Origin of the sequence: Rubrimonas cliftonensis, from assembly GCF_900107585.1 — a bacterium.
GTDB lineage: Bacteria > Pseudomonadota > Alphaproteobacteria > Rhodobacterales > Rhodobacteraceae > Rubrimonas > Rubrimonas cliftonensis.
The window spans coordinates 1-26,369 of record NZ_FNQM01000026.1; the positions used below are offsets into that span (position 1 = coordinate 1).

A 26,369-nucleotide genomic window follows, 5' to 3' on the forward strand; every position below is an offset into this window, starting at 1 on the left:
GGATCACGATCGCGCCGGACTGGGTCTGCGAGGTGCTGTCGCCGAGCACCCGCACCTATGACCTCACCGAGAAGCGCGACGTCTATCGCGAGCAGAGCGTCGCATGGCTCTGGTTCGTCGACCCTGCGGCGCGCACGCTGGAGGCGTTCGCGCTCAAGGAAGACGCCTGGGTGCTGATCGCCGCGTTGCATGACGACGCCGAGGTGCGCGTTGCGCCGTTCGACGCGGTGGGGTTCGCGCTTGGCGCGCTCTGGCAGGACTGAAAAACGGTGAAGCGGCGTATGCGGCTTCGCCAGCTTGCTATGTGACGGGCATGCCACCAGTTCGCTGACCGCCCTGCCGTAAAGATTGCCCCGCCGCCAAGGTCCGCAACGAGACCCTCCGCGCGACCCGCCACTTCGGCCGTGCATTCTGGAAACGCTGGACAGGCTACCACGCCCGCAGCCGCATCGAGGCCAGGATGCGCTGCCTCACGGCGTTCGGCGAGCGCATCGCCGCCAGAGACCCCGACCGCCAGACCGCCGAGATCCATATCCGCATCGCCCTCATGAACCGCTTCAACGCGCTCGGCACTGCCGAGATCGTTCGCGTGGCTTGATGTCCAGGGGAAAAGGGGGAACACGCCTTAAGCGCGCGTTCTGTAACAACGCCCTTTCGCTGTCTCGACGCGCCACACTATCGCGCGGTCGCAGGGCGCTGGCCAGAGCCGCAGTGGCGCGGCCGAGAAGGGTTGCGCGCTTGAGACTTTCATGAGCGTCGCGGAATAGCCCATCCGCTCCGCCGTTTCCCTCGCGCAACCGGCCATCACGGCCCGCGACCGGAGACACGCGATGATCAGACCCCAACGCGCCTCGGCGATCCGCCGCCGCCTCGCGACGGCGCTGCTGACCCTCTCGATCCTGCCCGCCTGCGCGCAGGTCGACACTGCGCGGCACATGGCGATGCGCTTTGGCGTCGTTGAAGCCCAACCGCGCATCGTGGCGCTGGCGACGCCGCCGGCGCCCATCGGCAAGCCGCGCGCGCCACTCGCCGGCGATGTGGCCGCGCGGGACCTGCTCACGGGCCAACCGCTGACGATGTCGGTGGCGCGGCGCGGGACGGAGGTGCGCGTGCGCCAGAGCGACGGCTGCGACTGGAGCCGCGGCGGCGACTGGTTCGCGCCGTCGAAGAGCTGGAGCGGCTGCGGCGACAGCGCAAACTGGCGCGACGGCGCGGCGCAGGTGCGCGAGCGCGCCTCGATCTGGCCGCTGAGGATCGGTTCGGAGGGTCGCTGGACGCGGCGGGCCGTCTCGTCCACGGGCCGCAGCTACGAGCGCGAGACCGTGTGCCGCGTGGTCGGGGCCGAGGCGGTGGTCCGCGCCGGCCGCGCGCCGACGCCGGCCTTCAAGGTGGTCTGCGACGACGGCGGCAAGCGCACCCGCACCACCTGGTACGCTCCGGAAGAAGGCCCCGTCGCCTTCGTCCAGCGCCACGCCCAGGACGGCGTCGAGGAAGCGTGGGTGCGGTCATGAGCGCGCCCGCAGCCCCCCGCGCGGCCTTTCGCGCCCAGTCGGCAGGTTTCCGCCTGCACGAGCGCGCCTGCCGCAGCGGCCTGTCCTGCTGGCTGGCGCTGCCCGACCGGCCGCGCCCCGGCGCGCGGCCCCTGATCGCGGTGCACGGCATCGGCCGCGCCGCGCGGCTGAAGGCGGAGACCTTCGCCGCGAGGGCCGCGGCGCAGGGCCGGGCGGTGATCGCGCCGCTCTACGACGAAGCATTCTGGAACGGCTATCAGCGCGCCGTCGCGCCCCGGCGCGCCGATCTGGCGCTGCTTGAGCTGCTGAAGGACCTTCGCGCCGAGGGCGTCGTCGACGCGGCGGGCTTCGACCTCTTCGGCTATTCAGGCGGCGCGCAGTTCGCCCACCGTTTCGCGCTGCTCTACCCCCACCTTGTCGGTCGGCTGTCGCTGGGCGCCGCCGGGTGGTGGACCTTCCCCGACGCCGCGCCCTACCCCTACGGCCTTGGCGGCGACGGCTGGGGCGCGCGCATGGCGGCCGGGCTGCCGCGGTTTCTCGGCCTCGACATCGTGGTGACCATCGGCGCGCAGGATTGCGAACCGGACGACGCCACCCGCCGCGGCGAGGCCATTGACGCCCAGCAGGGCGTCGACCGCCTGACGCGCGCCCGCGCCTGGGTGGCGGCGTTGCGCGAGGCCGCCGCCGCAAGGGCGCTGGCCCCACCGCGCATCCGCCTAGCCGTCCTGCCGGACGCCGGGCACGACTTCGCCGACTGCGCCGCCGCCGGAGACGGCCTTCTCGTCACCCTCACCCTCGGAGACGCATCATGACCGTGCTGACCCCCGCCGCCTTCAGCCTCGCTCAGGGCGCCAAATGGGCCTTCACCACCCGCCGCGTACGGCGCGCTGACGCAGCCCTGCTGCTTCGCGATGTATCGGGGGCGCGCGCAGGAGATCTGGCGCTCGGCCGCATCGAGCGCATCGGCTCGCACCGCAATATCCAGCTGGCTTCGGGCCGGCCCTCGGAGCTCTATCCCGGCGATCTGGTGGTGCTGGCCTGCGGGGCGCGCTACGCCGCCGACCAGTTCGAGGGTCTGGCGACGCTCGACCGCGAAGGCGCGGACATGCTGGCCGGCGGCGGCGTCCTGGGCCAGATGCGCCAGTGCCACGGCAAGATGGCGCCGCCCACTCGCGTGGCGCCGCTGGGCCTGCTGGCCGGCGCCGACGGCGCGCCGCTGAACCTCGCCGCCTATGCGCTGTCACCGGCGCCGCGGCCGCAGGGGCTGCCGGTGATCGGCGTCGTCGGCGCCTCGATGAACAGCGGCAAGACCGCCGCCACAGCCAGCCTCGCCCACGGGCTGGCGCGTGCGGGGCGGCGCGTGGCGGCGATCAAGGCGACCGGCACTGGCGCCTTCGGCGACGTCAACGCCTACGCCGACGCCGGGGCTCATGTTGCGCTGGACTTCACCGACGCCGGCATGGTCTCGACCTACCGCGAGCCGCTGGGCCGCATCCTCGCCTGCCTCGACACGCTGCTGGCCGAGGCCGTGCGGCAGGGCTGCGACTGCGCGGTGGTGGAGATCGCCGACGGCGTGCTTCAGGCCGAGACGGCCGCGCTGCTGGCCGACCCTGGCGCCCGCTCGGCCTTCTCGGGCTGGCTCTACGCCGCGCCCGACGCTCTGGCTGCGCTGGGCGGCGCGGCGGCGCTGGCGAGGGTCGGGATCGCCCCGCTGGCCCTGACCGGGCTCATCACCCGCGCGCCGCTGCTAGTCGCGGAGGCCGCCGCAGCGACCGGCCTGCGCGTGCTGGAGCGCGAGGCGCTGCGCGACCCGGCCGAGGCGGCGGCGCTGATCGCGACCTGCGAGACGCGCGCGCTGGGTGCGGCGTGAGCCGCATTCCCGCCCTGCTGTCGCCTGCGCGACGGCGGGGCTTCGCGACGGTGGCCGGGCTGGCGCTGGGGCAGGCGGCGGCGGCGGGGCTGGCCGCCGTCGCCGTGCGCGACGTCTTCGCCGGCTGGGGCGACCCCATGCTCGCCCCGCACGGCGCGGCGCTGCTGGTCGCGGCCGGCGCGCTGATCGCGCTCTGTCGCTGGGGCGAGCGCGCCGCCGGCGAACGGCTGGGCCTGTCCTACGCCGCCGACCTGCGCCGCGAGGCCTTCGCCCATGTGGCGCGGATGCCGTCGCAGGCGGTGGCGCGGCGGCGCGCAGGTGGGCTGGCTTTGCGCTTCGTCGGCGATCTGGCGGCCTTTCGCGGCTGGGCTGGGCGGGGCGCGACACGGCTGGTGTCGGCCGCAGTCGCGTTGCCGGGCGCGGGCCTGGCGCTGGCGCTGGTCAGCCCGGCGGCGGCGCTTGGCGCGGTCCCGGGGCTGGCGCTGGGGGCCGGCGCGATGCTGGCGGCCGGCGTGCCGCTGGGCCGGCTGCACCGCAGTCTGCGCCGCCGCCGCGCGCGGCTGGCGGCGGACATGAGCGAGCGGCTGGCCCTGGCGCCGGAGCTGCGGCTGGCGGGGCGCATGACGCAGGAGCTGGCGCGGCTCGATCGGCTGACCGCGCAGCTGGAGCGCAGCGCCATGACGCTCGCCCGCCGCACGGCGTTGCTACGCGCCGCGCCCGACGTCTCCGGCGCGCTGGCTGGAGCCGGAGCGATGCTGGCTTGCTGGCGCGCAGGCGCGCCGGGCGCGGAGCTGGCTGGCGGGCTGGCCGCCATCGCGATCATGACCACGCAGCTGCGCGATCTTTCGGGCGTCTGGACCCGGCGACGCGCCTACACGGCGGCGCGCGCGCGGCTGGAGGCGCTGCTGAGCACGCCGCGCCTGCGGCGGGGCGGCGCGCCGGCGCGCTTGCGCGCCGACCCACCCGACCTGCGCTTCGACGGCGTGGACGCCGGCCCCCTGCGCAGCTTCGCCGCCCGCATCGCCGCAGGCGAGACGATCGCGCTATGCGGCCCCACGGCATCGGGGAAATCGACGCTGCTGCGTCTGGCGGCCGGGCTGCAGGCCCCCGACGCAGGGCGGGTGCGCCTCGGCGGCGTCGCGCCAGGCCGGCTTGCGCCAGCGGACCGCACGCGCGCGATGCTCTATCTGCCGGAGCGCCCGCTGATCCTCGCAGGCAGCCTGCGCCGCGCCGTCGCGATGGGCCTGCCGCGCCGGCCCGACGACGCCGAGCTGCAGGCCGCCATCGCGCGCGTCGGCCTCGGCGCGACGCTCGACCGGCTTGGCGGGCTGGACGGCGCGGTGGCCGAGGGCGGGCGCGACCTGTCCGCCGGGGAACGCGCGCGCATCGCGCTGGCGCGGATGGCGTTAAACCCGATGGCGCTGGCGATGCTGGACCAGCCCGAGGCGGGGCTCGACGAGGCGGGCCGCGCGATCCTCGCCGCGCTGCTGGCCGAGCGCCCCGGCGGGGCGGTGGTCGCGACGACCGACGCCGCGCTCGCAGCGGCGCTGGACCGGCGCATCGCGCTGACGACGGCGGCCGCGTGACGGCGTGGCTCGGGGGGTACGGGGGATCGGGCGGCTACGGTTGGACCGGCGTGGACGCCTGTGGCGCGGTTGCGCGGTCGGGCTGTTTATCGGTCGCCTTGCGCCACTCTGGAGGCGGCCAACGGCGACCGTGGCCGATCCGTTCGCAACGTCAGAGCGTCTCCGTAAATCCGCGCATGGAAAACGCCCTGGTCCTCGCGGTCGGCGGGCCCTCGCCCAAGGTCGTCGTCCAATTCGAAGCAGCCAGGCGCCGGCACGCCCCCGCGCAGGCGACCGACGACGAGCGCCGCGGTGAAGGGGCGCCCCGCGGCGGCGTCCTCGCGCATGGTCGCCTCAAGCGCGCGGGCGACGCGGCCGGGCACTGCCACATTGATTTGGCGAACGGCCCTGGGGTATCGAAGTGGCATGAGCAATCGTCCGATGCTGCCGCCCCTGAAGGGCTTCCGCTTCCCGCGCGAGTTGGTCGCCTACGCCGTCTGGGCCTACCACCGCTTCGCGCTGAGCACGGCGGACGTCGAAGACTTGCTGGCGGAGCGTGGCGTCACGGTCAGCCGGGAAGCGATCCGGCTGTGGGTGAACCGCTTCGGCACGCAGTTTGCCAGCTGCATCCGCCGCGACCGCCCTGGCGCGGCGGACAATTGGCATATCGACGAGGTTGTCGTTGCGATCAATGGCGTGAACCACTGGCTGTGGCGGGCCGTCGACGCCAACGGCGACGTGCTGGACATCCTCGTCCAGCCGCGCCGAAACGCGAAGGCGGCAAAGCGCTTCCTGAAGCGGCTGATCGCGCGTTTCGGCGAGCCACGCGTCGTCACGGACAAACTGCGCAGCTACATCAAGCCGATCAGGGATCTGACCCCTGACGCCGACCATCGCGCGCACAAGGGACTGAACAACCGGATCGAGGGGTCGCATCGCCCCACCCGCAAGCGCGAGAAGATCATCGGGCGATTCAAGTCGCCACGGCAGGCGCAGCGGTTCCTCGCAGCCCATGACCAGATCAACGTCGTCTTTCGCCCCCGCCGCTATCGTCTCTCCGCCACCTGATATCGCCATGCCCGAGCCGACGGGTTCGATCTATGGGAAACCTATGCGTGTGAACTCGCAGCCTGACGCAAGGGTCACAGGCTAAGCGGCCCGAACGAAAACAACTTGGCGATGCCCGTCGCCCCACTTGCCCAGAGGGCGCTCAAAGAGAGATTAATTGCTGACCGCGTTTCCCGCGATGTGCTGTCCACGCGCTGCTTGGGGCAACCTCAGCGGACGGTTTCGAGCGCGTCCGGTGCGGCGTCCGGCGTCGGCTCGACCGTCTGCGCGTGCGGCTGCGCGTGCGGCTGCGCGGGGTCGGGAGGCTCGGTCGGCAGAACGAGCGTGAAGGTCGAGCCTTCGCCGACGCGCGAGGCGATCTCCAGCCCGCCGCCATGCACCTGCGCGAGCGCCTTGACGAGGTTCAGGCCGACGCCGGTTCCCATGACGCCGTTGTTGGTCGAGGCGCGGAAGAACTGCGTGCCGATGCGCGCGATCTCGTCCTCGGGAATGCCGTAGCCGAAGTCGCGGACCGCGATGCGGACCATCCCGTCCCGCACCTCGCAGCCGACTTCGATGCGGTCGACGTCGGGCGAGTACTTGACGGCGTTCGAGAGCAGGTTTCCAAGCGCCTGCCGCAGCAGCCTGACGTCGCCGGCGTAGGCCTTCGGCGCGTCGTGGATCACGGTCAGGATCGCGTGACATGAGCTCGCCTCGCGATGAAGCGCGCAGACGTCCTCGATCATCTCGCCGAGGTCGAAGGGCGTCGGGCGGTACTCGATCGCGCCCTTGTCTAGGGTGGCGCTGAGCAGGAACGTCTCCATGATCCCGGTCAGCCGCGCGACGCTCGTTCGGATGGTCGTCGATTTCTGCGTGACGCTCTCCATGTCGCCGCGCGCCGCGCGCCGCGCGATCTGATGGGCGTTGCCGTCGATGACGGCGAGGGGCGTGCGCAGCTCGTGGTTGACGATCGAGACGATCTTGCGAAGGAACTCCATCTTCTCGCGTTCGTCGCTCAGCTGCGCCTGAAGGCGCTCGGTCTCGATGTGCTGACGCTCCGCCTCGATCCGGGCGTCGGCGGCGTCGCGCTCATAGCGCAGGCGGTCGCGTTGCGAGACGCGCAGGTCCTCCAGCGCCGCGAAGACCGGCCCGAAGGGGTCTCCGTGCGGCCGGGTCTCGACCGGGGAGTGCGCATCTCCGCCCGAGAGCCGCATGATGGCGCCGATGACCTTGGCGAGAGGGCTCGCGAAACGTGCATGCGCCGCCCAGGCGAGGATCGCTGCGACGACGACGACGAGCGCCGCGAGGAGCGCGCCGTTGATGGCGAAGAGGCTGACCCGACCTTCGGCGACGGCGCGCACCGCCTCTGCGGCGGCGGTGACGTTGCGATCCATGTCGGTGACGGCGACCGTCATCCGGTCCGCGCTCATGCGACGGGCGCGCTCCGCCGAGTTCGCGCTGCGCCAGGCGCTTTCGAGGTCGGCGACGATCGCGTCGACGTCAGGAGCGCTCCGGCGTCCCGCCTCGGCGGCCGAGAGGAGGGGCTCGCCGCGGGCGGCGATCTGCTGCAGGCCCCCTCGGATCGCCCCGTCGAGGTCATCGAGCCCGGCGTCTTCGACGTGGCGCAGCTTTCCGTACTTCTTGCGGAGGTCCCAAACCACGCGCGCCAGCCGGTTCAGACCCTCTTCGCGCTGTCTGAGCGCCTTCAGCCGCTCTCTCTGCCGCTCCGCCTCGGCGCTGGCGCCGGCAAGGTCGACGTCCAGCGCGCTATAGGCCGCCTCCAATGCGCGCAGGAAGGCCCCGGCGGCCCAGACGACATGGGCGCCGTTCTCGGTCGAGCCGCTGGCGCGGTAGGCGGCGACCGCGTCGCGCAGCCGCGCGGCGGCGGGCGAACAGATGCTTACGCCGCTCTCGTCAAGCCTGTCGTCGCAGTCCGGCGGCGTATCGCTCACGTCGAGCGCGACGGCGCCGGCGTCGTCGGAGAACTGCGCATAGGCCTGCAGGCGGGTCTGGATGCGCTCGACCAGCATTGACGCGCGCAGCAGGGCGCGCATGCGCGCGACGTCGTCGTCCGCTTCCTGCTGGATCGTCGCGCTCTCCCGCGCGCCGCGGCTCGCCTCTGCGCTGGCGCGGCGCACCTCGATGGCGATGCGCGTCTCGAGCCGCGCGAGTGCTCCCTCCATTTCCGCGAGCGCCTCGTCGGCGGCGTCGCTTTGCATCGACGCCTTCAGGTGCGCGACCCGCGCCCGGTCCGTCGCCGCCGCGAGCATCGTATGGCCTTCATGCCAGTCGATGCTGTCGACCGACCGCGCCGCATCCGCAAAGGCCTTCTGGACCTCCTCGACGGGCGCTCCGGCGATCAGGGCGCGCTTGAGTGCGTCGTGGCTGGATGCCGCGGCCTCGAGCGCGGCCCAGCGCGAGACCTGCTCACGCAGCGAGAAGATCGCCGCCCCGGCGCCGAAGCCGAGCGCCGCGACCACGAGCGCGAACACCGCCAGCATGGCGGTGACGCGCGAGAGCGGCCCACGGTCTGTCGGGAGCCCCTCAGGCGGCTCTGCAAGGCGCGTCACGGCGGACCCATCAGCGGCAGATCATGACCAGCGCGTCGATGCTTGAGGCACCGCGGACGACGCAGCGATAGTCGTAGGGCGCCTGGGTGTCGTAGTGATACCATGTGAGTTCGGCGTCGGTGCCCTTGCCGAGCGCCTCAACGATGCGCGGCCAGGCCGGCTCGCCCGTCATGTCGGGCGTGCGGTCGAACGGCGCCGCCACCATCTCCGGCTCCCGATTGTCGGCGATCAGAACGGGGCCGGCGAACAGGTTCACGCCGAGGCGGGTGGCCGCATAGGGGCCTGCGCGGTCGAAGACGGCGTCGATGCCCGCCTGCAAGCCCTCGCGGTCGATCCGGTCCATCAGCGCTTCGGCCAGCGTCACGGCCTCGGCGCGCGTGCCGAAGTCTCCCGCCGTCGCGTCGGTCGCGGGCGCGGCTACGGGCGAAACGGTCGCGGCCGTCGCGACGATAAACGCGGTCAGGTGAGGCGCGCGCATGGCTGGTTTCTCCTGTTCAGTTCACTAGCGGCAATCAGAAGCAGATCATTGCGATCACTGACGTGTCGTCGGCGCTGCGCAGCACGCATCGATAGTCGTAGGGAGCGCCCGTATCGTAGTGCGTCCATGGAATGACCACTTCGTCGCCGCCGCCCGCGAGCGTGTCGGCGATGCGCGGCCATAAGCGCTCTCCTCTGAGATCGACTAACGCCGTGTAGTCGGCGCCGACCGTCTCGGGCTCGCGGTTGTCGGCGACGAGAGTTCCGTCGCGAAACAGGTTCACCCCGAACGGCGCGACGCCGAAGCCGTTCTCCGCGTCATTGATCAGGGCTATCGCCGCGTCGAGACCGCTCTCGGCGACGACCGAGATCACCTGCTGGGCTGCGGCGCGCGCCTGAGCCGAGACCCCGAAATCCGAAGCCGAGACGGGGGCGCAGGCAAGGAGCGACGTCAGAACTTGCAGTGTGTATCGCAAACTCTTGAACCCCGGCATAGAATGACAAGCTGATAGGTCATTACATTAGCTACCTTAAAGCGGAATTAAATGGCGCAACAACGCAGCTTGGAGTATTGCGACATGTTGCGCATAGTGCATGCTAATAAGCTCCATATTTTTCCGATGGATTGAGTTATATAAGACTTTAATGTGGATCGGGGCGGGGTTCCGACGCCGATCGGCAGCGTAAGTCATTGATGTTTTATGACGCAGGGGGCTACACTTCGGCGATTGTACACACTGGAAGACGACTTCTCACGAGCGGCCGGAGGTTCGACGAGATTATCCCCGGCTCTTCGCTGCGGGCGACCGATCCATGCGCGTCGCGAGCCTCGTCTCAGTCGCGAGAGGCTGAAGCTGACGCCGGGAGCGATAACCGAATTCGGCTGCGTCGCAGCGCGGTGACGTCGGTCTGGGTTTCGGGTCCGACAGACGTCTTGGCTTCGGCCGAGCGGCCGCGCGAAGACAGCGCTCGAACAGCCTTGGGTTCATTCACCGGCGTGTCGGAGAAAACCGATGCGACGGTGGGCGCAGCGCTGCGCGCGGCGGCGGCTTCGGCGCGCCGCGCATCGCGGTCGGCCGCGAAAGCGCCCGTCGGCCCGCTTACGCCGTGATCCGCGCGCTTCGCCGCCGGCTTGATGATCCGCGCGTAGCGCGGCGGCTCGGACTCCGCCTCGGACCGAGGCATGTCCGAACACTGTGATGAGGCGCGAGCCTCCATCGACGCATTGCAGCGCTCGGTCGGCGCGGCGGACGGCTGAGCGGACAGCGCGCGAACTTGCTCGGCAGCGCTGTCGGCGCCGCGCGCCTCCTGCGTCGCCAAGGCGATGTCGGCTCGCGTCCAGACAGTTTTCTTCTGAGACAATTCGAGTTCCTGATGAGTGTTTTCGAACGAGGGCGACAAGCCGCCGTACGGACTTTCTGCGCGGAGACATCTTTCGATAAGTTTATCTCGCAACAGACAACGATATTTTAGGGCAATTCGACCCTCGCGGCCAGTGCGCTGCGACGGCGGTCGGGCGCAGGCGTTGTCGATCGCGGCGGCGAGCTGGATGGCGCCTCTTCATTCGCCCGGGCGGACGACCTTCCCCGTCCGTCGGCGATGCAGCGGCGAAGGCTGGACGCCGCCGCCGGATGCTATCACTTCTGCCTGCGCCGCCGTCGAAGACGACGCGCCGCTCTCGCGCGATCGCCCGCGTTTGGCGACCAGTTTCCCGACGCTTGCGCCCATCGCACCGCCGCAGCCGGCCGGCGCGCAGGGACGATTGTCGACCTTGCCACGATCGCTTCCTGCAAAGCAGGCTTGCCTGGGCGGCATGCCCCCGCTCAGTCGACGCTCGACAAGGAGAAGACATGCCTGACCGCGAGCCGAACCTTGTGATCTCGAGCTTGTCAGGCCCGTTCAGCCGCGACGGCGTGACCGTCGACGTCAGCATCGTCAGGCTGGAGGACACGCCCGGATGGTCGCTTGAGGTCGTGAACCACGCCAACACCTCCATCGTCTGGCGGGATGAATTCGCCACTGACGATGCGGCGATGGCGGAATTCAAGCGCACCGTCGACGAGGAAGGGATGGATGCGTTTCGGGAGACCGGGACCGTCATTCCGTTTCGACGTTGAGCCTCTTCCGCCACGAGGCGCGGTCGCCGCACGCGACGGCGCCCATGCTGAAGCCGCGCCTCGGCGGGGAGTTCTGCGCCTAAAACCGCCGGTCGGGGGCTGTGGACGATTCGCGCAGGAGCGGTCACTCGCGGTTGACAGGCGCCAGGCAACGCGACCGCCTGCCCGTGCGCCTAAACCGCCGGTCACCGCCTGTGGGCGACTCGTGCGGGAGCGGTCATTCGCGACGTCAGGTCGTGGCGTGCGGCGACCGCCTGCCCGTGAACCATTTCCCTTGATCGCGGCCTGTGCACGATGCTCGCGAAGAGGCCGTTGACGTCTCATTGTCTGGGAACCGCCCCGACGTTCCGCTCTGTTTTTTCATGGCTACTCCGCGCATCTGGATGAGAAGCGCGGCGGCAGTTGCTCGCGTCCGCGTCCCTGAACCTCCGAGCCCGCTTCTGCTGCACCGGTTCAGTCATTCGGGCACCCGCAATGTACCGCTGACGCAGCGCCGCGCGCACAGCCAAACAAGTTCAAGAGGGGACACGGGGTTTGGAAATGAACCACTTGCCGCAAAGACACGAGGCTGAACGAGAACACCGTCCTCGATCGAGCCGGGAAGCATGCCCGCCCAACGCACGGGTTCACTCCAGTCACCAGGAGCCCCAAGCGATGCGGCGGTCATGGGGAGTCCTGGCCGGCCCGGCCAAGCAAGGCTGACGCCCTTCAGCAGTCCTCAGCCGGCAGCATCGTAACATCCGAGTAGCGGCCGTTTGCGGTCGTGATGCGGGCGCAGGCCCCGGTCTCGCGGTTGAACCACCAGGTGGTGAGGCCTTGGGTGCGGATCGCCTCGTAGCCGAGGTTCTGGATGCCGCCTTCAGCTTGACCGGCCCGGGCCCCTTGAAACGCTGACAGGTCGGTGGCGCTGCCAACGGCCGGCGCTCCGGCGGCAGGCGGCTGGCTCGGTGCCGGCTGGGGCGCCGGCGTGTTCTCGGCGGCGCATGCGGCAAGGAGCGTCGTGGCGGCGCCTGCAAGGGCGAACGAGCGAAACTTCACAGAATATCCTTTCCTGGGTGGGAGTTGTCGTTGATGGGCCAGCGCCGATCCCGGCGCCTCAGTCAGCGGCGCTGCGAAGTTCCGCCACGACGACCGCGCAGTCGATCTCGCTGGTGTCGGGGCCGTCGGGCAGATCCTCGGAGGCGACCTGGCGCGCGGCTGCGCGGAGGATGTCGGCGTCCTGCTCCGTCGCGATCAGGCCCTGCTCGCGGGCGGCGTCGAGGATGAGGAAAGCGCCTGCCCGTAGGCCGGTGACGATGCCCGCGCCGGCGCCTGATCCGACCGATTCGTCCATGGCTCGCTCTCCTCTCTTATCCCGCTTCGTCATCAGCCGCCGAACACGGCGGAGTCGGGAGCCTCGTAGCGCTCCTCGCCGACGGTGATAACGAACAGGTCGCCCTCGCGCGTCGCGGCGTAGTCCGGGTAGCCGTCGGCCTGGCTGGCGTCGGCGGACAGGAACACGCCGTTCTCGAAGAATAGCGCGCGCGTGGTCCCCTCAGGGCGCATGACGATGAGCGTCGCCTCGCCGCCATGCCCGCGGGCGACGCCGAAATCGCACTGGGCTGTCAGTTCACCGGCGTATTGCCGGCAGGGGATTGCGCCGGTGGCGTCGAACGCCCCGCGGCCGGCGCGCGCCGCCGCGCTCTCGCTGGGGGGCGTCTCGGGGCGCTCGGGCGCGGCCTGTTCGCCGGCATAGGCCGACGCGCGCAGGATGTCGCCCGCCGCCCAGCCGCTGAACCGCGGTTGGCCCAGCGTTTCGACCTGGCACCAGCGCCGGCCCTCGGCCATGCGGCAGCCCAGATTGCGCAGCGCCTCCTGACGGCGCACCCGCCCGGCGACGGCGGCGCCGGTCGAGGGGGCGCTGCGGATATTGAGCGTGGAGGTGACGCCGGTCACCTCCCAGTAGTCCGGCCCGCCCTGCAGTCCGTCCGCGAAGTCGGCCTGCACGGGCTGCGACAGGTCCGCCGCCGCGATGGCGATCTCCAGCCGGTAGCTGGCCGTCTCGCCCCGCCGCGCGGCGTTGCGATAGAGATACACCTCGACCTTGTAGTCGCCGCCCATCGGCAGGGCGCCCTCGAAGCGATTGTCGGTGAGCGCGCCGTCCGCCACCACCGACCCGTCCGGCGCGATCAGGTTCATGTAGCCGGACAGGTTGTCGGTGGTCATCGAGACGCGCGCCTGCTGGCCGCCCTCGGCGCCGACGAGATAGGTCGCCGTCGCATAGCCACTGACGGCGCCGGTGATCTCGGCGCTGACTGCGCCCGGCGCGAAGCTGACGCGTTCGGTGCGTCCCTCCTGCGCCGCGAGCGGGGCGGCGGCGAGGGCGAGCATGGCGATGACGGGAGCGCAGCGCATGCGGAGCGTTTCCGAAAGGGACTGTTGTCACCAACTACGAGTGGACGCCGTCGCCGCCTGCCGCGAAAGCCGATTTGCGCAGGGCGCTGTCCGCTTTCGGAACCGCCGAGTGCGGCAGGCCGTCGCACTCATGAAAAGGGGGCGGCCGCGAGGGCCGCCGAGGCTGTGCGAGGGACAGTCATGCAAAACGAAAGTTCGGCTAAGCCAAACACGAACGATCAGGCGGCGCGACGCCGGGCCAGCGCCCCGAGCGCGCCGAGACCGCCGAGCAGCAGCCACGCCGCGGCGGGCAGCGGGATAGGGTTCGGGTTGGGGTTCTCGATGGCGTCGGCGCTGGCCTCTGCGTAGAACAGGATGAAATCCTGGGGGCCGCCGCCGCGTTGGAGATCGGTCGTGAAGTTCAGGACTTCCCCATCGGCGATCGAGATACCGCCGATATCCATAACTCCAATCGCCGTACTGATGTCGGTGGAGAAGAGCGCGAAGCTTCCAGCGGGGCCCTCGAAGGGGAAGTCGGCGGTTTCGAAGAACGAGCCGAATTCGGCGCGCAGCCGGAAGCTCTGCCACGTGACGCCGGTGTTATTGGTGATACTGTAGGGAATTCTAAATAACTCATCGCTCGGTCCGAGGCCCGCCAAAGCAGTTACAGGGGCCGAAGGAGCCAGTTCGGTCAGCGTTGCATCGAGCGACGCCGCGTTGGCAGGGGCGCCGAGGGCCGCCACCGCAGCCGCCGCCATCAAGAGATCGCGAATCTGTTTCATCTGATCTTGCTCCCATGCGCGCGGAGGAGTCCGCGGATGCGAGTGGCATGCCGGGAATGAAAGCGCCGCGAAATCCGATCTCCGAATAGTGCTATCCGTAAACGGAAGTATTTGGTAAATACAACCTTCAGTTGATGTATTGAATCGCGTTCAAGGAGAATAAATCCCGCTCTGATTGTGCGATGTCCGTGTCTCTCGAAGCGCCGGCCGCGGCCCGCGCGATCCGCGACCGTCGGCGCCGGGCGGCCCGGGCGTTCGGAATGGCTCCAAAACAGGCTGTGCGCGGGCGTAGACCGCCGAAGAATCGGCGTTCGCGCCACCTGCATGAGCGCTGATGGCCCTCGTCGTCAGGTCGAAGAAGTTGGCGGAGAAAGCACCGCGTGCGCGGCCCTCGTCAGCGACATCGACGCCGCCGCGCAGTAGGCAAGCCACATTCGGAACCTGCACGGTTGACGGCGCACGCGCGTCCCCGCGCTTCCATCCTGAATGACGGGACCCGCCGCACCGCGAAAACCGCTGACTGAATCCAGTTGTGCGATGTCGAAATCTGCGGCCGCGTTCAGGCGCCGGAACGTGGTCAGGCCTCTCCCCGCGCCTTGCGCAGCGTCTTGGACGGGCTCTCGCCGAAGCGCCGCCGATAGTAGAGGGCGAACCGGCCGAGGTGGGCGAAGCCGCTCTCCATCGCCGCGTCGGTGACCGTCGTCTCCGGTCCGGGGGCGAGCAGCCGCGCCCGCGCCCGTTCCAGCCGGATCTCCGCCAGCAACGCCCGCGGCGTCGTCCCGAGCCGGTCGCGGAACGCCGCGTGCAGCGCGCGCGGTCCGACACCCACCGCGCGGGCGACAGCCTCAACCGTCAGCGGCGCGTCCGCATGGGCGCGCATGTAGTCCTCGGCCGCCCGGATGCGGCGCTGCGCGACGCCGTCGGCCTCCGCGGCCGCGACGGGCGCATCGACGCCGTCGACAGCGCCGAGGCTGTCGCGCAACAGGGCTTCCGCCGCCCTGAGCGCCCTGGGCCGCAGCAGGGGGCTGTCCGGCTCCGCGACCTCGCCGAGCAGGTAGCGCAGAAAGCCCGAGAGGCTGCGCGCCGATGGGCTGTCGACCGCAGCGCCCGCCGCCCGCGTGCGCTTCGCGCCGTCCTCGGCCGGCGCGATCACGACCATGGCGCGGAAGTCGGCCCGCTCCTCCCGCCGGACGAACGTCTCCCTTTCGCCGGGACCGATGATCAGCGCGCCGCCCGGCCGCGCGTCGAGGCGCGTGCAGGGGGTCTGAACGGCGATGCGCCCGCTCTGCGGCGCGAGGAAGGTGACGCCGCCCACCGCGCCAAGCGCGATGTCGTGCCCCGCGCTGCTCACCTCCGCGACCCGGATCGCGCCGAGCTGGAGCGAAAGCGTTCTGAGGAATCCGCCGCGAACGGGCGTGAAGCGGAAGCTTCGGATGTCGCCGAAAAGCGAATCTCGCGGCCCGTATGCGCTGTCGTCACGGATTTCGAGCACCCTTAGCGCCATTGCCGCTCCATGCCCTGACCGATCGCCAGTTTGAACACCTTTAGCAGAATGCGCCAGATGCCCAAAATTTTGGCGATTGCTACAGTCGCGCCCATCGCGGGTTTGCGCCGGACCCTCCCGGCCAGCAAGGGGGACAGGGGGGCGCGTCAGCGGCGCAAGCGCGCGCGGGACCGGGAGCGGAGCGATGCTGCTGGTCTTTCGGGCCGTGTTCATGCTGGCGGCGCTGCTGTGCCTGTTCTCGGCCGTGATGATCACCGCGAGCCTCTTCATCGCCGACCGCGCATCGCGCTCGCCCGAGATCCTGTGGATCAGCCTCGCCGTGAGCGGCGTCTTTCTCGCCGCGGGCCTTCTGGCCGTCGGCGTTCAAGGGCGGATGGCCGCGATTGACGCCATCATTCGGCATGCAGACCCCGCTCGGCGGAGCGACCTTGCCCGGCATCATCGCGCCCCGATTCTCTTTCTGGCGGGCGGCGGCGCGGTGCTGTGCCTCGCGCTGGCGGTGATCGTCAGCGGGGACTTCGCGCGGATCGAAGAGGGTTTCGCTGTCTACGTTCGATCGCCGCCGCAACGCCAAGGACCAACGACAAGGCCGGCGATGGCGCCGCCACCGCCACGGTTCTTGCGCAGTCCATCGTCGTCGAGGGGCTGAAGGCGGTCGCTGCACGCATGAACCCGATGGATGTCAAACGCGGCGTCGACCAGGCCGTCGTGGCGGTCGTCGCCGAACTCCGCGCCATGTCGCGGCCCGTCAGCGACAGCGATGAGATCGCCAAGGTCGCGGCCGTATCCGCCAATCGCGACTTGGCAATCGGCAACCAGATCGCGAACGCATGGAGCAGTTGGGCAACGACGGCGTCATCACGGTCGAGGAGGCGAAGGGGCTGGATACCGAGACCGAGTTGGTCGAGGGCATGCAGTTCGACCGCGGCTATCCGAGCCTGTATTTCATCACGGACGCGCAGAAGATGACCTCCAAGTTGGAGGATTGCGCGATCTTTCTCCACGTGGACCCCTCGTTCAAAGCCCGCCGCTCGTGGTCAACTGTCGCGCGATCCCTGATCTTATGGTCTCGGCGTCGAAGCCGCCTGCAACAACCGCTTGAGCATCGGCGCGTATCCGGCCTTTCAGCGCGCGCGGCACCGGCATGCGGCGACCCCGAATAGCGCAGTCGCGTAGCGGTGATCGTGCCGCCGCGCTGACAGGTCGACGCAAAGATGTCCGGCATGGCGATGATCGCAAGCTCGACGTGATCGCCGCCGCCGGGGCGAGCTGCGGCGCAAAGTGCATCGAGATCACTGCGTGATCAAGGCCGACGCCGACACGCCGCGTGCAGTGATCGACCGCGACGGCGATCGCGCTGACGCGCAAGCGGACCGAGGCAGGGCGCAACTTTCGAGCGGCCCGGCGCTGACGGGCATTCGCCTATCGGCCAGCCGCTTCGCAAACCGGATAGCGCAGCGGGGCGCCACGGCATACAGGTCTGGTGCTGGCGCGAGGAGGCTGCAATGCTGGGCTGGGTGATCATGGCTGGGCTCCTTGCAGCGGCGTCTGCGGGCGCGTCGGCGGCGTCCGACTTGCGCGCCCGCGACGGCGGACCTTCGCAGGCAGCAATGGTCGCGCGCGGCTCCTCAGTCGAGGGCCTCGCGCTGCTGCGCCCGGTGCTGAGCGGCGTGCTGTGGCGCGCGGGCTTCAAGGGAGGCGACAAGGAGCGCGACGGGCTGAGCGCGGCGCAACGCGGCGCCCTGTGCGAGGCCGGGTTCTCGGCGGCGCGCTACGCCGATTTCGGCAAGAACACGGCCTATGGCGAGACTACCTGCGGAACGGGCGCGCTCGACTACGAACCAGCGCGCTCGTCCAAGCCCGCCGAGGTCCTGCGCGCGGTTCATGCGGTCGCGAAGGACCCGTCGAAGGGCCCTGTGCTCGTGCATTGCATGTGGGGCGTGCACAGTTCCGGCGCGCTCTCGGCGATGGCGCTCGTGCAGTTCTGCGGCTGGAGCGAGGCGCGCGCCAAGGCCTACTGGAACGACACGCGCGAGGGCGCGCCCTGCTCGGGCGGGTGCGACGCGTGGATCGACGCGAAGTTCGCCGCGTTCCGCCCCGACCCTGCGCTGGCCCTCAGCGCGGCGGAGCGCGAAGCGATCTGCCCCGACTAACCCGGACCGAGGTTTCAATGACGCCGATGCTTCTCGCCGCCGCCGCCGCATTGATCGCCACGCCGGCCGCCGCCTCCGACGCCGTGCGCGGCGCCGAGTCGGCCTTCACGAGCCCGAACGGCGTGGCCGAGCGCTGCGTGCGCATCGCGCCGATGCCGGGCGCCGACTACGACAAGGACGACCTGGAGGAGGCGGAGGCGTTCTGCGCCATCGACCTCTACGCGCCGACTGTCGCGCTGTGCCCCAAGACCTGGAGCACGAGCCCCGGCATGATGGTCTACGACCTCTCCGAAGGCCCCTACGCCGGCGACCGCGCCCGCTTCGAGCGCGACGCCTGCAAGGAGGGCAAGGGCGCGAAGGATCTGGCGAAGGACGACCTCGCCAAGTTCAAGCCGACGATGAACGCGGAGGGCACGAGCGGGACGTTCTCGCCCTCACCGCTGCTCTACTACCATTTCTCCCGCTATTTCGGGCTGGACGCGAAGGTTCCGGTCGCAGTCTGGCGCAGCATGGACCGGCAGGCGCATCTGACCGAGGTGGCGCGGCCCGCCATCGCGATCTCGGGTCACGCCCATTCGGGGCGGATGAACCACGAGGGTTGGCGCACGCTCGTCTCCGCCGACGAGAACCCCGAGAGCTATTCCCCAACCGATGATCTGTTCACCGCCGACCGCACGGCGGTCTATGGGGTGATGGTGTTGAGCCCCGGCCATCGCTACGGCTCGGAAGTGAACGGCACACGGAAATCCGGCTGGGGCGAGGGCCAAAGCCGCGACTTCCAGCAGACCCCGCCTTTCCTCGCGCTGCGCTCGACGAAGCCGCTCGCAGAAGCCATCGCCGAAGGTCTCGCGCAGGGCCGGCGCGACCCGCAGATCGCCAAGGATCTCGGACCCGAGACGCCGCCGCAGCAGATGGCCTACTGGATGCGCGAGATTTCCGAGATCGTGCTGATGGACTTCATCTTCAGCCAGCAGGACCGCATCGGCAACATCGACTTCGAGCCGTACTTCTACTGGGTGGTGAACGGCAAGCTGGAGCACAAGAAGGCCAAGCATCATGAACTCGGAGACGGCGAGGTTCCCGCCGACGCGCTTCTGATCCGCCGAACGCGGCTCAACGACAACGACGCCGGGGCGCGAGTGCAGTACGCCAACTTCGCTAAGAGCACCGGGATGCTCGAGGCGCTGCGCCGGTTCGACGCCGACATCTACCGCAAGCTGATGGCGCTCGATGCCGACCTGCAGGCGCAGGGGCCGATCCATGGCTGGCTCGTCGGCTCCTTCGGGCTCGACGCGGCGCAGGTGAAGCAGATCGTGACCAACGCCAACCTCGCCGCGGGCATCCTGCGCGGCGCTTGCGAGCGGGGGGAACTGACCTTCGACCTCTCGCCGAAGCACTTCTTCGTCGAAGGCGCGGTCGCGCCCGAAGCTGTGGACTGCGCCGGAAAGTGATGCGCGCCCGGTCCTCGCGGAGCCTCACCCGCCGGGTGCTGCTGGCCGGCGCAGCGGCGGCGGTCGCGGCGCAGGGCCGCGCGGCGGGCGGTCTGCGGATCGGCGTGATCTCCGATCTCAACGGCTCCTACGGCTCGACCGACTACGACCCCGCCGTGTCGGGCGCCGTGGCGCGGCTCGTGGCGCTGCGGCCCGATCTCGTGATCTGCGCCGGCGACATGGTCGCGGGCCAGCGCCGGCCGCTGCTGTCCGAGGCCGAGATCGCGGCGATGTGGGCGGCGTTCCACGCTCACGTGACCGATCCTTTGCGCGCGGCGGGCCTGCCGTTGCTGGTCGCGCCCGGCAATCACGACGCCTCCGCATATCCGGGCTTCGAGGCCGAGCGCCGCGCCTTTTACCGGACATGGACTGACCGCAGCCCCGATGTCTCGATCCTTGACGGCGAGCGCTACCCGTTCCGCTATGCGGTCTCGTTCGGCGACGTCCTGCTGATCGGGCTCGACGTCACGCTCCCCGGCCCGCTGCCGCCCGAGGAGATGGACTGGCTCGCCCAGACACTGCGCGAGGAGCGGCCGCGCCACCGCGCTGCGATCGTGTTCTCGCATCTGCCGCTCTGGGCGGTGGCGCGGGGGCGCGAGCGCGACATCGTCGCCGACCCCGCGCTCGAGGCGCTGGAGCGCGAGGCCGGCGTCGATCTGCATCTGAGCGGTCATCACCACGCCTTCTATCCGGGCTTCCGGGCTGGGCTCGCGCATGTCGCGCAGGCCTGTCTGGGCGCGGGGCCGCGGCGCCTGATCGGGATGGACGCGCCCTCGGTCCGCGCCTTCACGCTGCTTGACGTCGCGCCGGACGGGCGCATCGGGGTCTCGGCTTACGCCGCGCCCGACTTCGCGACGCCGACGGATTTCGCCCTGCTGCCGCCGAGGCTCGTCTCGGCCGAGGCGACGCTGACCCGGCTTGACCTCGCACCCCCGACTGGCGGCGTCACACCCTGAGCTTCCACTCCGCCGGCTGACCCTGCAACGCCTCTTCGAGCGCCGCCTCCACCGCGTCGCCCCGTCCCGCGCCGGGCGCGCGCATCAGCAAAGTCGCGTTGGGCTTGCGCCGGCCGCGCCGCAGCGCGATCACTTGCCAGCGTCGCGACTCCGCCAGCCGCCGCAGCGCGTCGAGCGCGGCGTCGAGGCCGGCCGCGTCCACGGCCTTGATCTCGATCTCGCAGGCGCGCAGCCGCGCCGAAGCCGCGATCACCAGCCAGCCGGCGGCGGTGATCAGCGCCGCCATCACCGGCAGATTCAGCCCCACCGTCAGCCCGATGAAGGTGACGAGGATCAGCTCCACCGTGTCGTCAATCTCGTCGAGATTGCTGCGGAAACGCACCAGCCCGCCGATGCCGAACACCACGAAACCGATCACGTAGCCGTGCTGCTCGACCAGAAACCCGATCGCCATGCCGATCAGCGCGTAGAGGAAGAACAGCGGCGGCAGCGCGAGGTTCTCGAGGCTGCGCGGCGCGCCGGCGCGGGCCGGGTGGAAGGCGAGCGCCGCCGCCAGCGCCAGCGTGAAGGCGGTGTCGAGCGCGAACAGCAGCAGTTCGTCCACCGCGAAGACCTGGCTCCACCCGCCGCCCGAGACCGGGATGCGGGCGAGGGCCGCGTCCGGCAGGCCGAGGGTCTGCGCGGTCGCGGCGGAAGCGGCGAGGATCATCGGAAGGCCGCAGCGCAGGACAGAGGCGAACATGGCGGGCGGGTCTCCCTCGGGCGTGTCGGGGGTTTGTAGAGGCGGCGCGGAGCCCCGTGAAGCACGAAAGCGCCGCGCGCTCAGCCGAACACGGCGAAGCCCTGATCGATGCGCGCGAGGATCACATAAGTCGCGAGCAGCAGGATCGGGGCGAGGATCGTCCCTCCCGCGAGCAGGAGCCGGGCCAACGCGTGGAAAGGCGGCGCGAAGCGCTCTGCCGCAGCGCCGTCGAGCCGCGCCCCCGCGTCGCGCAGCCGCGCCATCTGGCGCTGCAGCCCGAAGGCGAGCGCCCCGGTCGCCGCGAAGAATGCCGAAACGACGAGGCTGATGGCGAGGAACTGGCTGCTCTGCGGCGCGCGGTCGGCGATGAACAGGCTGGCGGTGACCAGCACGGCGGCGAGCAGGCTGGTTGCGGCGATCAGCAGCATGACGAGGCGCAGGACAAGGATCATCGCGCCGGGTCTCCGGCTTCAATGGCGGCGCCAAACGACGAGCGGGCGAGCAGGATCGCGCGGCGACGGGTCAGAGTCGAGAGGTAGCGGCTCCGCCGACATGAAACCGCGCGCGGTCTTTCGCATTGCGGACAGTCCGCTGCGCAAAGCGGATTTCGGCTGCGAGCCGCCCGGGCGATGATGACGGTGGAGACCGGTGCGACCGGTCGACAAGCTGCGGGCGTCCCGTCATGCGATTCCTCGTCCTTCTGTTCTCCCTCCTCCTCGCCGCGCCGGCCTCGGCGCAGGAGATCCGCACCCAGCGCGTCAGCTTCCCGCCGGGCGCGGAGAGCTCGACGGTCTTCGGCGTGATCCTGGGCCGCGAGATCGTGGACTTCCTGCTGAACGCGCGGGCCGGGCAATACGCCAACGTCGGCATGGCGACGCAGAACCCGTCCGCCTATTTCAACATCCTCGCGCCGGGCGAGACCGAGGTCGCCTTCTTCGTCGGCTCGACTTCGGGCAACCAGTTCGAGGGCCGGCTGCCCGCGACCGGCGACTACCGCATCCGCGTCTATCAGATGCGCAACGCCGCGCGGCGCGGCGAGACGGCGGATTACCGGCTGGAGATGATCGTCTCTGGCGGCAGGGGGGCGGCGACGCAACTGCCCGCGAGCCCGCCTGACGGCTTCGTCGCGGGCGACTTCTTCGAGGTGACGGGCGTGGGCGGCGGCGACAGCCTCAACCTGCGCGACGGGCCCGGCACGTCGGCGCGCATCGTGGGGCGGCTCGCCAACGGGGCCGTCCTGCGCAATGTCGGCGGCTGCCGCATGACCGGCCAGACCCGCTGGTGCGAGGTCGAGACCACCGGCGCCGCGCGCGTGCGCGGCTGGGTCTCGGCGCGCTATCTGCGCGAGCCGCGCCCTGGCGCGGGCGGAACGGCGAGCCAGCTCCCCGCGTCGCCCCCCGGCGCGAGCGCCGCGGAACGCGCTGGACAGGGCCGCTTCGACGCCACCGGCGCGATCCCTTGCAAGCAGTTCGCCGGCCAGCCCACGGGCCAGTGCCGCTTCGGCGTCGCCCGCGCGCCCGGCGGCTCGGCCGCCGTGGTGGTCACCCGGCCCGATGGCGGGACCCGCGCGCTGTTCTTCGAAGGCGGGCGGTTCGTCAGCGCCGACACCAGCCAGGCCGACGGATATCCGCCCTATGCCGCGACGCGCGACGGCGACGTGTTCGTCGTGACGGTGGGCGCCGAGCGCTACGAGATCTTCGACGCCGTAGTGTTCGGCGGATGAGCACGACGCGACAGCGGCCGCCGCCGACGATTTCGCACGCCAGCGCGACGCTCCGAAAGCCCTCCCGCGAGCAACCGGAATGTCATCCCGTCATGGAGAATCGAACAGAATGCGCAAGTTCCTTATCGCGGCCTCCTTCGCCGCCCTCGCCGCCCCAGCCGCCGCGGAGGCGGGCGACCCCGCTTTGCTCGCGGCCGACTGCCAGCGCCGCGCCGCCGAGCGCCTCGACGTCTCCCGCGAGAGCGTCACAACAAAGGCCGAGGGCCGGCGTACCGACGGGACTTACCCCGTCAACGGCTCCGCGCCGATCGCCGGCGGTCGCACTGTGACGTTCCAGTGCAACTACGCGCGCGACGGCCTCACCTTCACCGGGCTGATCGTCAACTGAGCGACGACCTTTCCACGTCACATCAGCAGAGAGAGACCGATATGAAAACGATCCCCGCCGTGGCCGTCGCCGCGTCCGCCGTCGCGATGCTCGCCGGCTGCGTGGTCCAGGCGCCCTCGCAGCCCGCGCCGGCGAAGCCGGCGTCGTCGCAGCCCGCGCCGCCCGCTGTCGGCTTCGCGGCCGAAGTGACGAACGCGGCGGTGGAGAACTGCCGCCGCGCGCTCGACACCCAGACCGACGGCGCGGTTGAGGTGACGGGGACCGAGTCCTCGCAGGCCAACGATGCGGTCTACATGGTCGTTGGCGCGAACCGCGCGCCGTGGATGTGCCTCGTCTCGCGCAACGGCGCCGTGCAGGAACTGCGCTTCATCGGCAGCGACGGCGCGCTCTGACCCGTCCTGAACGATCGGCCGTCCGCGCCGGCGGCCGCGCCGCCCGCGCGCTTCCCCAACTCCCAGAGACCTCTCTCATGGCCTTCTCGCTTCGCCATCTCCTCGCCGCCGCGGCGATCTCGCTGGCCGCGCCGGCCGCGGTCGACGCCGGCGACGCCCGGACTGTCCGCGTCCACTTACCGAAGGGCGCGACCGGGACCACGGACAGGATCAAGGGCCACGAATAGGTGCTCTACGAACTGGGCGCGCGCGAGGGTCAGTTCCTGACCGTGAGCCTGCGCCCCGACAACCAGTCGGCCGATTTCAACGTCTACATCCCCGGCAAGGGGCCGGGCGACGAGGCGCTGTTCACCTCGGCGACGGGCGGAAGCGAGTATCGCGGCCAGCTTTACGTCACGGGCGACCACACGGTGTCGGTCTTCCTGAACCGCAACGCCGCGCGGGAAGGGCAGACGGCCAATTTCGACATCGTGCTCGGGATCGAGTGAGCATGGCTGTCATGACGAGGACCCGCGGCAGGCTCTGGACGCGCCGCGCGGCGCTGGCCGGCCTCGCCGCCGCGCCCCTCGCCGCCGCGCTGGCGCAGGAGGCGGTGTTCGAGGAGCACGGCCTCGCGCCGGGCGAGTTTTCCTGGCATCCGGAGCGCTCGCCCTCGGGCGCGGTCATCGTGTCGATCCCGGAGCAGCGCGTCCACGTCTTCCGCAACGGCGTGCGCATCGCGCTCTCGACCTGATCGACCGGCAAGGCGCCGAAGCTTCTCGTGACCGGCCATGCCGACCGGCTCGGCTCCAAGACCTACAATCTGGAGCTGTCGCTGAAGCGCGCCGAGGCGGTCGCCGCCTATCTGCGCAACGAGGTGGGGCTGCCGGTCGGGTCGATCGGCGTGGCCGCCATGGGCGAGGCGCGCCCTCTCGTGGGCTGCCCAACCGAGAACGGCGACGCGCTCAAGGCCTGCCTCGCGCCCAACCGGCGCGTCGAAGTCGTGTTCGTTGGCCATGCGCTGGTCGATCACGACCGTATCATGCTGGTGCGCGAAATCGAGAGCGGCGGCGCCGATCTGATCGAGATCGAGGAGATCGCCCGGACGACCGTGACCATCCTCGACTAGCAGGCCGGCCGCCCCTGCGGCGCGACACCGCAGACTTCGCATTCCGGATAAGAGCTTCGCGATTCGGATTTCGCCACTCCGCCGGATGCCTCTCTCTGCCAACACTGGCGTCGGGTGCATTCCGCAACCGGCCCCATCGACGCCCTCCGGGCGCAAGCCGACGCGAGGCTCACGACATGAACCATCTTTTCCCAGTCGCGGCGCTCGCCGCCGTGATCGCAACCCTCGGCGCGCCTGCGCCGACGCGCGCCGACGCGCAGGCCGCCGTCGACGGCTGCATCGACCAGCTGCGCAAGGTCGGCGGCCCCGACGGCCAGAGCGGCCAGGTGCTGAGCAGGGAATGGTCCCAGGCCGGCACGCTCGTGATGATCCGCGACGCGGGCGGCACGGTCTGGCGCTGCATCGGCTATGACGACGGCGCGGTGGGCGAACTCGCCGTGGTCGAGGCGGCCGACGACGGCGGTGGCGCGATGGCGGGCGCCTCCGGCGAGCCCGCGACGACGACCGAGCGCGTGCGCTTCGCCGCCGGAACCTCCGGCGCGGAGCTTACGGGGTCGCTTCAGCCCGGGGGATCGGCGCGCTATGTGCTCGGCGCGAAGAACGGCCAGAACCTCTACGTCCGCGTGGCCGGCGCTGGCCTCGACTACCAGATCTTCAATCCCGACAACTCGTTTCTGCTCGACCTGATCTCGGCGGAGCGGGAGTATCGCGGCCAGCTCTGGCAGTCCGGTGACCATGTCGTCGAAGTCGTCAACCGCACGAACGCGCCCGCTGCCTTCAACGTTATATTCGGCATCGACTGAAGCGCGACCTTTCCACTTTGTCCACAAAGAAGAGAAAGACATGAAGAAGCATCTCGGCCTGATCGGTGGCTTCGCAGCGATAGCGGCGCTCGCCGGCTGCGTCGTCGCGACGGACGGCGGAACGGCCCAGCAGCAGCCGGCGACGCCGCAGGCCGAGTCTGTGCCGGCCGTCGGCAGCGCATCGGACCTGTCGGCCTTCCAGGGCGCGCGCGCCGGGCAGTCGGAGATGGGCATCCAGAACCTCGGCTACGAGCCGGTGCGCATGCAGGGCCTGACGACCTGGTGGTTCAACCGCCAGACTGGCGCCTGCGCGCGCATCCGAACTGCGAACGGCCGCTACGAGGAAGTGACGATGCTTCCGGCCGAGGATTGCTGATCCCCTGACGAAAAAGGCGGGCGGCTGCGAAGGCCGCCCGTTCAGTCGACGGACAGCGCCCGGCCCGCAACCGGGTCGAGCAAACGCTAGCGCATCCGCGCGACGCCGCGACATCCGCGAAGAGAATCCCCCCGAAGGTTCTCTCGAATTCACTTGCGCCCGCCGGCCCATCGCCGCAGCAGGAGCAGTAGCGCGACGTTGATCCCCGGCGCGGCTAGCGCGAGCCAGGGCCAGGCGGCCTCGAACGCTGCCTCGATGAGGCGGTTCCAGGGCAGGCCCAGCGGGATCAGGAACACGCCCGAGAGCGGGTCGGGCTCGGCGCCGGCCCAGCCGTAGCGCCCCGCGAGAAACAGCGCCGCAGCCGCGATCCAGAGCAGCGCGACGACGCCCGCCGCGATCCCGAATGCGCGTCTCATGGCCTT

At 70.5% G+C, this 26,369-nt stretch carries 31 protein-coding genes and 3 pseudogenes; 22 read left to right on the top strand and 12 right to left on the bottom strand.

The window, feature by feature from the left end:
• The 7 genes and pseudogenes from BLW43_RS19940 to BLW43_RS19975 form a co-directional block, all read left to right on the top strand.
• The coding region (locus BLW43_RS19940; RefSeq protein ID WP_175479021.1) for a Uma2 family endonuclease at positions 1-263 on the top strand (263 nt) is incomplete at its 5' end.
• Positions 264-340: 77 nt separating this feature from the next.
• Positions 341-598, top strand: a pseudogene (locus BLW43_RS19945) (IS5/IS1182 family transposase); the annotation flags it as partial.
• 232 nt (positions 599-830) lie between these two features.
• The gene (locus BLW43_RS19950; RefSeq protein ID WP_093256159.1) at positions 831-1,511 is read left to right on the top strand and encodes a hypothetical protein; all 681 of its coding nucleotides are present in this window, start codon (positions 831-833) and stop codon (positions 1,509-1,511) included.
• Positions 1,508-2,323 carry a hypothetical protein gene (locus BLW43_RS19955; protein WP_093256161.1) on the top strand — a complete coding sequence of 272 codons (816 nt, stop codon included), beginning with the start codon at positions 1,508-1,510 and terminating at the stop codon, positions 2,321-2,323. Before BLW43_RS19950 ends, BLW43_RS19955 begins: the two co-directional genes overlap by 4 nt.
• Positions 2,320-3,381, top strand: a complete 1,062-nt coding sequence (locus tag BLW43_RS19960; RefSeq protein ID WP_093256162.1) for a hypothetical protein — start codon at positions 2,320-2,322, stop codon at positions 3,379-3,381. Before BLW43_RS19955 ends, BLW43_RS19960 begins: the two co-directional genes overlap by 4 nt.
• Positions 3,378-4,967, top strand: coding sequence for an ATP-binding cassette domain-containing protein (locus BLW43_RS19965; RefSeq protein ID WP_093256164.1), 1,590 nt, complete (start codon positions 3,378-3,380; stop codon positions 4,965-4,967). The genes BLW43_RS19960 and BLW43_RS19965 overlap by 4 nt, the downstream gene beginning before the upstream one ends.
• A gap of 405 nt (positions 4,968-5,372) precedes the next feature.
• A pseudogene (locus BLW43_RS19975) lies at positions 5,373-6,080 on the top strand (IS6 family transposase).
• 143 nt (positions 6,081-6,223) lie between these two features.
• On the opposite strand, the gene BLW43_RS19980 reads toward BLW43_RS19975, so the two are convergent.
• The 4 genes from BLW43_RS19980 to BLW43_RS23155 all read right to left on the bottom strand — a co-directional run bounded on the left by BLW43_RS19980 (position 6,224) and on the right by BLW43_RS23155 (position 10,441).
• On the bottom strand, positions 6,224-8,563 hold the full coding sequence (locus tag BLW43_RS19980; protein WP_139284159.1) for a sensor histidine kinase: 2,340 nt from the start codon (positions 8,561-8,563) through the stop codon (positions 6,224-6,226).
• A gap of 10 nt (positions 8,564-8,573) precedes the next feature.
• Positions 8,574-9,041 (bottom strand): hypothetical protein, encoded by a 468-nt coding sequence (locus tag BLW43_RS19985; protein WP_093256168.1) that lies wholly within the window; start codon positions 9,039-9,041, stop codon positions 8,574-8,576.
• 34 nt (positions 9,042-9,075) lie between these two features.
• The gene (locus BLW43_RS19990) at positions 9,076-9,534 is read right to left on the bottom strand and encodes a hypothetical protein (RefSeq protein WP_139284160.1); all 459 of its coding nucleotides are present in this window, start codon (positions 9,532-9,534) and stop codon (positions 9,076-9,078) included.
• Positions 9,535-9,874: 340 nt separating this feature from the next.
• Positions 9,875-10,441, bottom strand: a complete 567-nt coding sequence (locus BLW43_RS23155; RefSeq protein ID WP_139284161.1) for a hypothetical protein — start codon at positions 10,439-10,441, stop codon at positions 9,875-9,877.
• A 449-nt stretch (positions 10,442-10,890) separates the two neighbouring features.
• Between BLW43_RS23155 and BLW43_RS20000 the strand changes: the two genes are divergently transcribed.
• Positions 10,891-11,157, top strand: coding sequence for a hypothetical protein (locus tag BLW43_RS20000; RefSeq protein ID WP_093256173.1), 267 nt, complete (start codon positions 10,891-10,893; stop codon positions 11,155-11,157).
• A gap of 708 nt (positions 11,158-11,865) precedes the next feature.
• Here the strand turns inward: BLW43_RS20000 and BLW43_RS20005 are convergent.
• From BLW43_RS20005 to BLW43_RS20025, 5 genes are all read right to left on the bottom strand, one after another.
• Positions 11,866-12,195: a hypothetical protein gene (locus BLW43_RS20005; protein ID WP_245731145.1), complete on the bottom strand. Its 330-nt coding sequence runs from the start codon at positions 12,193-12,195 to the stop codon at positions 11,866-11,868.
• Between the two features lie 58 nt (positions 12,196-12,253).
• On the bottom strand, positions 12,254-12,490 hold the full coding sequence (locus tag BLW43_RS20010) for a hypothetical protein (protein WP_093256175.1): 237 nt from the start codon (positions 12,488-12,490) through the stop codon (positions 12,254-12,256).
• 32 nt (positions 12,491-12,522) lie between these two features.
• Positions 12,523-13,551, bottom strand: coding sequence for an SH3 domain-containing protein (locus tag BLW43_RS20015; protein WP_093256177.1), 1,029 nt, complete (start codon positions 13,549-13,551; stop codon positions 12,523-12,525).
• 218 nt (positions 13,552-13,769) lie between these two features.
• Entirely contained in the window at positions 13,770-14,312 is a 543-nt protein-coding gene (locus BLW43_RS20020) for a VPLPA-CTERM sorting domain-containing protein (protein ID WP_093256178.1), read from the bottom strand.
• A gap of 577 nt (positions 14,313-14,889) precedes the next feature.
• Entirely contained in the window at positions 14,890-15,816 is a 927-nt protein-coding gene (locus tag BLW43_RS20025; protein ID WP_093256179.1) for a helix-turn-helix transcriptional regulator, read from the bottom strand.
• A 211-nt stretch (positions 15,817-16,027) separates the two neighbouring features.
• On the opposite strand from BLW43_RS20025, the gene BLW43_RS24430 reads away from it, so the two are divergent.
• The 5 genes and pseudogenes from BLW43_RS24430 to BLW43_RS20045 all read left to right on the top strand — a co-directional run bounded on the left by BLW43_RS24430 (position 16,028) and on the right by BLW43_RS20045 (position 20,415).
• Positions 16,028-16,465, top strand: coding sequence for a hypothetical protein (locus tag BLW43_RS24430; protein ID WP_245731146.1), 438 nt, complete (start codon positions 16,028-16,030; stop codon positions 16,463-16,465).
• A pseudogene (locus BLW43_RS20030) lies at positions 16,390-16,820 on the top strand (TCP-1/cpn60 chaperonin family protein); the annotation flags it as partial. The gene BLW43_RS24430 and the pseudogene BLW43_RS20030, both read left to right, overlap by 76 nt.
• A gap of 501 nt (positions 16,821-17,321) precedes the next feature.
• The gene (locus BLW43_RS20035) at positions 17,322-17,969 is read left to right on the top strand and encodes a hypothetical protein (protein WP_093256181.1); all 648 of its coding nucleotides are present in this window, start codon (positions 17,322-17,324) and stop codon (positions 17,967-17,969) included.
• Positions 17,970-17,986: 17 nt separating this feature from the next.
• Positions 17,987-19,420: a hypothetical protein gene (locus tag BLW43_RS20040; RefSeq protein WP_093256182.1), complete on the top strand. Its 1,434-nt coding sequence runs from the start codon at positions 17,987-17,989 to the stop codon at positions 19,418-19,420.
• Positions 19,420-20,415, top strand: a complete 996-nt coding sequence (locus tag BLW43_RS20045; protein WP_093256184.1) for a metallophosphoesterase family protein — start codon at positions 19,420-19,422, stop codon at positions 20,413-20,415. Before BLW43_RS20040 ends, BLW43_RS20045 begins: the two co-directional genes overlap by 1 nt.
• On the opposite strand, the gene BLW43_RS20050 is transcribed toward BLW43_RS20045, so the two are convergent.
• Both BLW43_RS20050 and BLW43_RS20055 read right to left on the bottom strand, forming a co-directional pair.
• Positions 20,405-21,157 carry a hypothetical protein gene (locus BLW43_RS20050; RefSeq protein WP_093256186.1) on the bottom strand — a complete coding sequence of 251 codons (753 nt, stop codon included), beginning with the start codon at positions 21,155-21,157 and terminating at the stop codon, positions 20,405-20,407. The genes BLW43_RS20045 and BLW43_RS20050 overlap by 11 nt on opposite strands.
• Positions 21,158-21,237: 80 nt before the next feature.
• Positions 21,238-21,609 (bottom strand): hypothetical protein, encoded by a 372-nt coding sequence (locus BLW43_RS20055; RefSeq protein WP_093256187.1) that lies wholly within the window; start codon positions 21,607-21,609, stop codon positions 21,238-21,240.
• A gap of 230 nt (positions 21,610-21,839) precedes the next feature.
• Between BLW43_RS20055 and BLW43_RS20060 the strand changes: the two genes are divergently transcribed.
• From BLW43_RS20060 to BLW43_RS20095, 9 genes are all read left to right on the top strand, one after another.
• Positions 21,840-22,880 carry an SH3 domain-containing protein gene (locus BLW43_RS20060; protein WP_093256189.1) on the top strand — a complete coding sequence of 347 codons (1,041 nt, stop codon included), beginning with the start codon at positions 21,840-21,842 and terminating at the stop codon, positions 22,878-22,880.
• A gap of 109 nt (positions 22,881-22,989) precedes the next feature.
• Entirely contained in the window at positions 22,990-23,268 is a 279-nt protein-coding gene (locus BLW43_RS20065) for a hypothetical protein (RefSeq protein ID WP_093256190.1), read from the top strand.
• A gap of 41 nt (positions 23,269-23,309) precedes the next feature.
• Entirely contained in the window at positions 23,310-23,660 is a 351-nt protein-coding gene (locus BLW43_RS20070) for a hypothetical protein (RefSeq protein ID WP_093256192.1), read from the top strand.
• Between the two features lie 77 nt (positions 23,661-23,737).
• Positions 23,738-23,887, top strand: a complete 150-nt coding sequence (locus tag BLW43_RS23745) for a hypothetical protein (RefSeq protein WP_175479022.1) — start codon at positions 23,738-23,740, stop codon at positions 23,885-23,887.
• Positions 23,888-24,148 (top strand): hypothetical protein, encoded by a 261-nt coding sequence (locus tag BLW43_RS20075; protein WP_093256193.1) that lies wholly within the window; start codon positions 23,888-23,890, stop codon positions 24,146-24,148.
• Positions 24,149-24,159: 11 nt separating this feature from the next.
• Positions 24,160-24,393, top strand: coding sequence for a hypothetical protein (locus BLW43_RS23160; protein ID WP_217632253.1), 234 nt, complete (start codon positions 24,160-24,162; stop codon positions 24,391-24,393).
• Between the two features lie 27 nt (positions 24,394-24,420).
• Positions 24,421-24,768 (top strand): OmpA family protein, encoded by a 348-nt coding sequence (locus tag BLW43_RS20085; protein WP_093256196.1) that lies wholly within the window; start codon positions 24,421-24,423, stop codon positions 24,766-24,768.
• Between the two features lie 176 nt (positions 24,769-24,944).
• Entirely contained in the window at positions 24,945-25,571 is a 627-nt protein-coding gene (locus tag BLW43_RS20090; protein ID WP_093256198.1) for a hypothetical protein, read from the top strand.
• Between the two features lie 40 nt (positions 25,572-25,611).
• Positions 25,612-25,947: a hypothetical protein gene (locus tag BLW43_RS20095; protein ID WP_093256199.1), complete on the top strand. Its 336-nt coding sequence runs from the start codon at positions 25,612-25,614 to the stop codon at positions 25,945-25,947.
• Between the two features lie 149 nt (positions 25,948-26,096).
• Here BLW43_RS20095 and BLW43_RS20100 read toward each other — a convergent pair whose 3' ends face one another.
• The gene (locus BLW43_RS20100) at positions 26,097-26,363 is read right to left on the bottom strand and encodes a hypothetical protein (RefSeq protein WP_093256200.1); all 267 of its coding nucleotides are present in this window, start codon (positions 26,361-26,363) and stop codon (positions 26,097-26,099) included.
• Between the last annotated feature and the right edge of the window lie 6 nt (positions 26,364-26,369).

What these genes read in the sequence shown, in the direction of transcription:
- BLW43_RS20020 (WP_093256178.1), bottom strand. Translation starts at nt 14,312, where the DNA reads ATGAAACAGATTCGCGATCTCTTGATGGCGGCGGCTGCGGTGGCGGCC.
- BLW43_RS20090 (WP_093256198.1), top strand. Translation starts at nt 24,945, where the DNA reads ATGAACCATCTTTTCCCAGTCGCGGCGCTCGCCGCCGTGATCGCAACC.
- BLW43_RS20055 (WP_093256187.1), bottom strand. Translation starts at nt 21,609, where the DNA reads ATGATCCTTGTCCTGCGCCTCGTCATGCTGCTGATCGCCGCAACCAGC.
- BLW43_RS20060 (WP_093256189.1), top strand. Translation starts at nt 21,840, where the DNA reads ATGCGATTCCTCGTCCTTCTGTTCTCCCTCCTCCTCGCCGCGCCGGCC.
- BLW43_RS20100 (WP_093256200.1), bottom strand. Translation starts at nt 26,363, where the DNA reads ATGAGACGCGCATTCGGGATCGCGGCGGGCGTCGTCGCGCTGCTCTGG.
- BLW43_RS20050 (WP_093256186.1), bottom strand. Translation starts at nt 21,157, where the DNA reads ATGTTCGCCTCTGTCCTGCGCTGCGGCCTTCCGATGATCCTCGCCGCT.
- BLW43_RS19960 (WP_093256162.1), top strand. Translation starts at nt 2,320, where the DNA reads ATGACCGTGCTGACCCCCGCCGCCTTCAGCCTCGCTCAGGGCGCCAAA.
- BLW43_RS23745 (WP_175479022.1), top strand. Translation starts at nt 23,738, where the DNA reads ATGGCCTTCTCGCTTCGCCATCTCCTCGCCGCCGCGGCGATCTCGCTG.
- BLW43_RS20035 (WP_093256181.1), top strand. Translation starts at nt 17,322, where the DNA reads ATGCTGGGCTGGGTGATCATGGCTGGGCTCCTTGCAGCGGCGTCTGCG.
- BLW43_RS19955 (WP_093256161.1), top strand. Translation starts at nt 1,508, where the DNA reads ATGAGCGCGCCCGCAGCCCCCCGCGCGGCCTTTCGCGCCCAGTCGGCA.
- BLW43_RS20070 (WP_093256192.1), top strand. Translation starts at nt 23,310, where the DNA reads ATGAAAACGATCCCCGCCGTGGCCGTCGCCGCGTCCGCCGTCGCGATG.
- BLW43_RS20015 (WP_093256177.1), bottom strand. Translation starts at nt 13,551, where the DNA reads ATGCGCTGCGCTCCCGTCATCGCCATGCTCGCCCTCGCCGCCGCCCCG.
- BLW43_RS20065 (WP_093256190.1), top strand. Translation starts at nt 22,990, where the DNA reads ATGCGCAAGTTCCTTATCGCGGCCTCCTTCGCCGCCCTCGCCGCCCCA.
- BLW43_RS20000 (WP_093256173.1), top strand. Translation starts at nt 10,891, where the DNA reads ATGCCTGACCGCGAGCCGAACCTTGTGATCTCGAGCTTGTCAGGCCCG.
- BLW43_RS20095 (WP_093256199.1), top strand. Translation starts at nt 25,612, where the DNA reads ATGAAGAAGCATCTCGGCCTGATCGGTGGCTTCGCAGCGATAGCGGCG.
- BLW43_RS20025 (WP_093256179.1), bottom strand. Translation starts at nt 15,816, where the DNA reads ATGGCGCTAAGGGTGCTCGAAATCCGTGACGACAGCGCATACGGGCCG.
- BLW43_RS24430 (WP_245731146.1), top strand. Translation starts at nt 16,028, where the DNA reads ATGCTGGCGGCGCTGCTGTGCCTGTTCTCGGCCGTGATGATCACCGCG.
- BLW43_RS23160 (WP_217632253.1), top strand. Translation starts at nt 24,160, where the DNA reads ATGACGAGGACCCGCGGCAGGCTCTGGACGCGCCGCGCGGCGCTGGCC.
- BLW43_RS20040 (WP_093256182.1), top strand. Translation starts at nt 17,987, where the DNA reads ATGACGCCGATGCTTCTCGCCGCCGCCGCCGCATTGATCGCCACGCCG.
- BLW43_RS19990 (WP_139284160.1), bottom strand. Translation starts at nt 9,534, where the DNA reads ATGCCGGGGTTCAAGAGTTTGCGATACACACTGCAAGTTCTGACGTCG.
- BLW43_RS20010 (WP_093256175.1), bottom strand. Translation starts at nt 12,490, where the DNA reads ATGGACGAATCGGTCGGATCAGGCGCCGGCGCGGGCATCGTCACCGGC.
- BLW43_RS19985 (WP_093256168.1), bottom strand. Translation starts at nt 9,041, where the DNA reads ATGCGCGCGCCTCACCTGACCGCGTTTATCGTCGCGACGGCCGCGACC.
- BLW43_RS20045 (WP_093256184.1), top strand. Translation starts at nt 19,420, where the DNA reads ATGCGCGCCCGGTCCTCGCGGAGCCTCACCCGCCGGGTGCTGCTGGCC.
- BLW43_RS19950 (WP_093256159.1), top strand. Translation starts at nt 831, where the DNA reads ATGATCAGACCCCAACGCGCCTCGGCGATCCGCCGCCGCCTCGCGACG.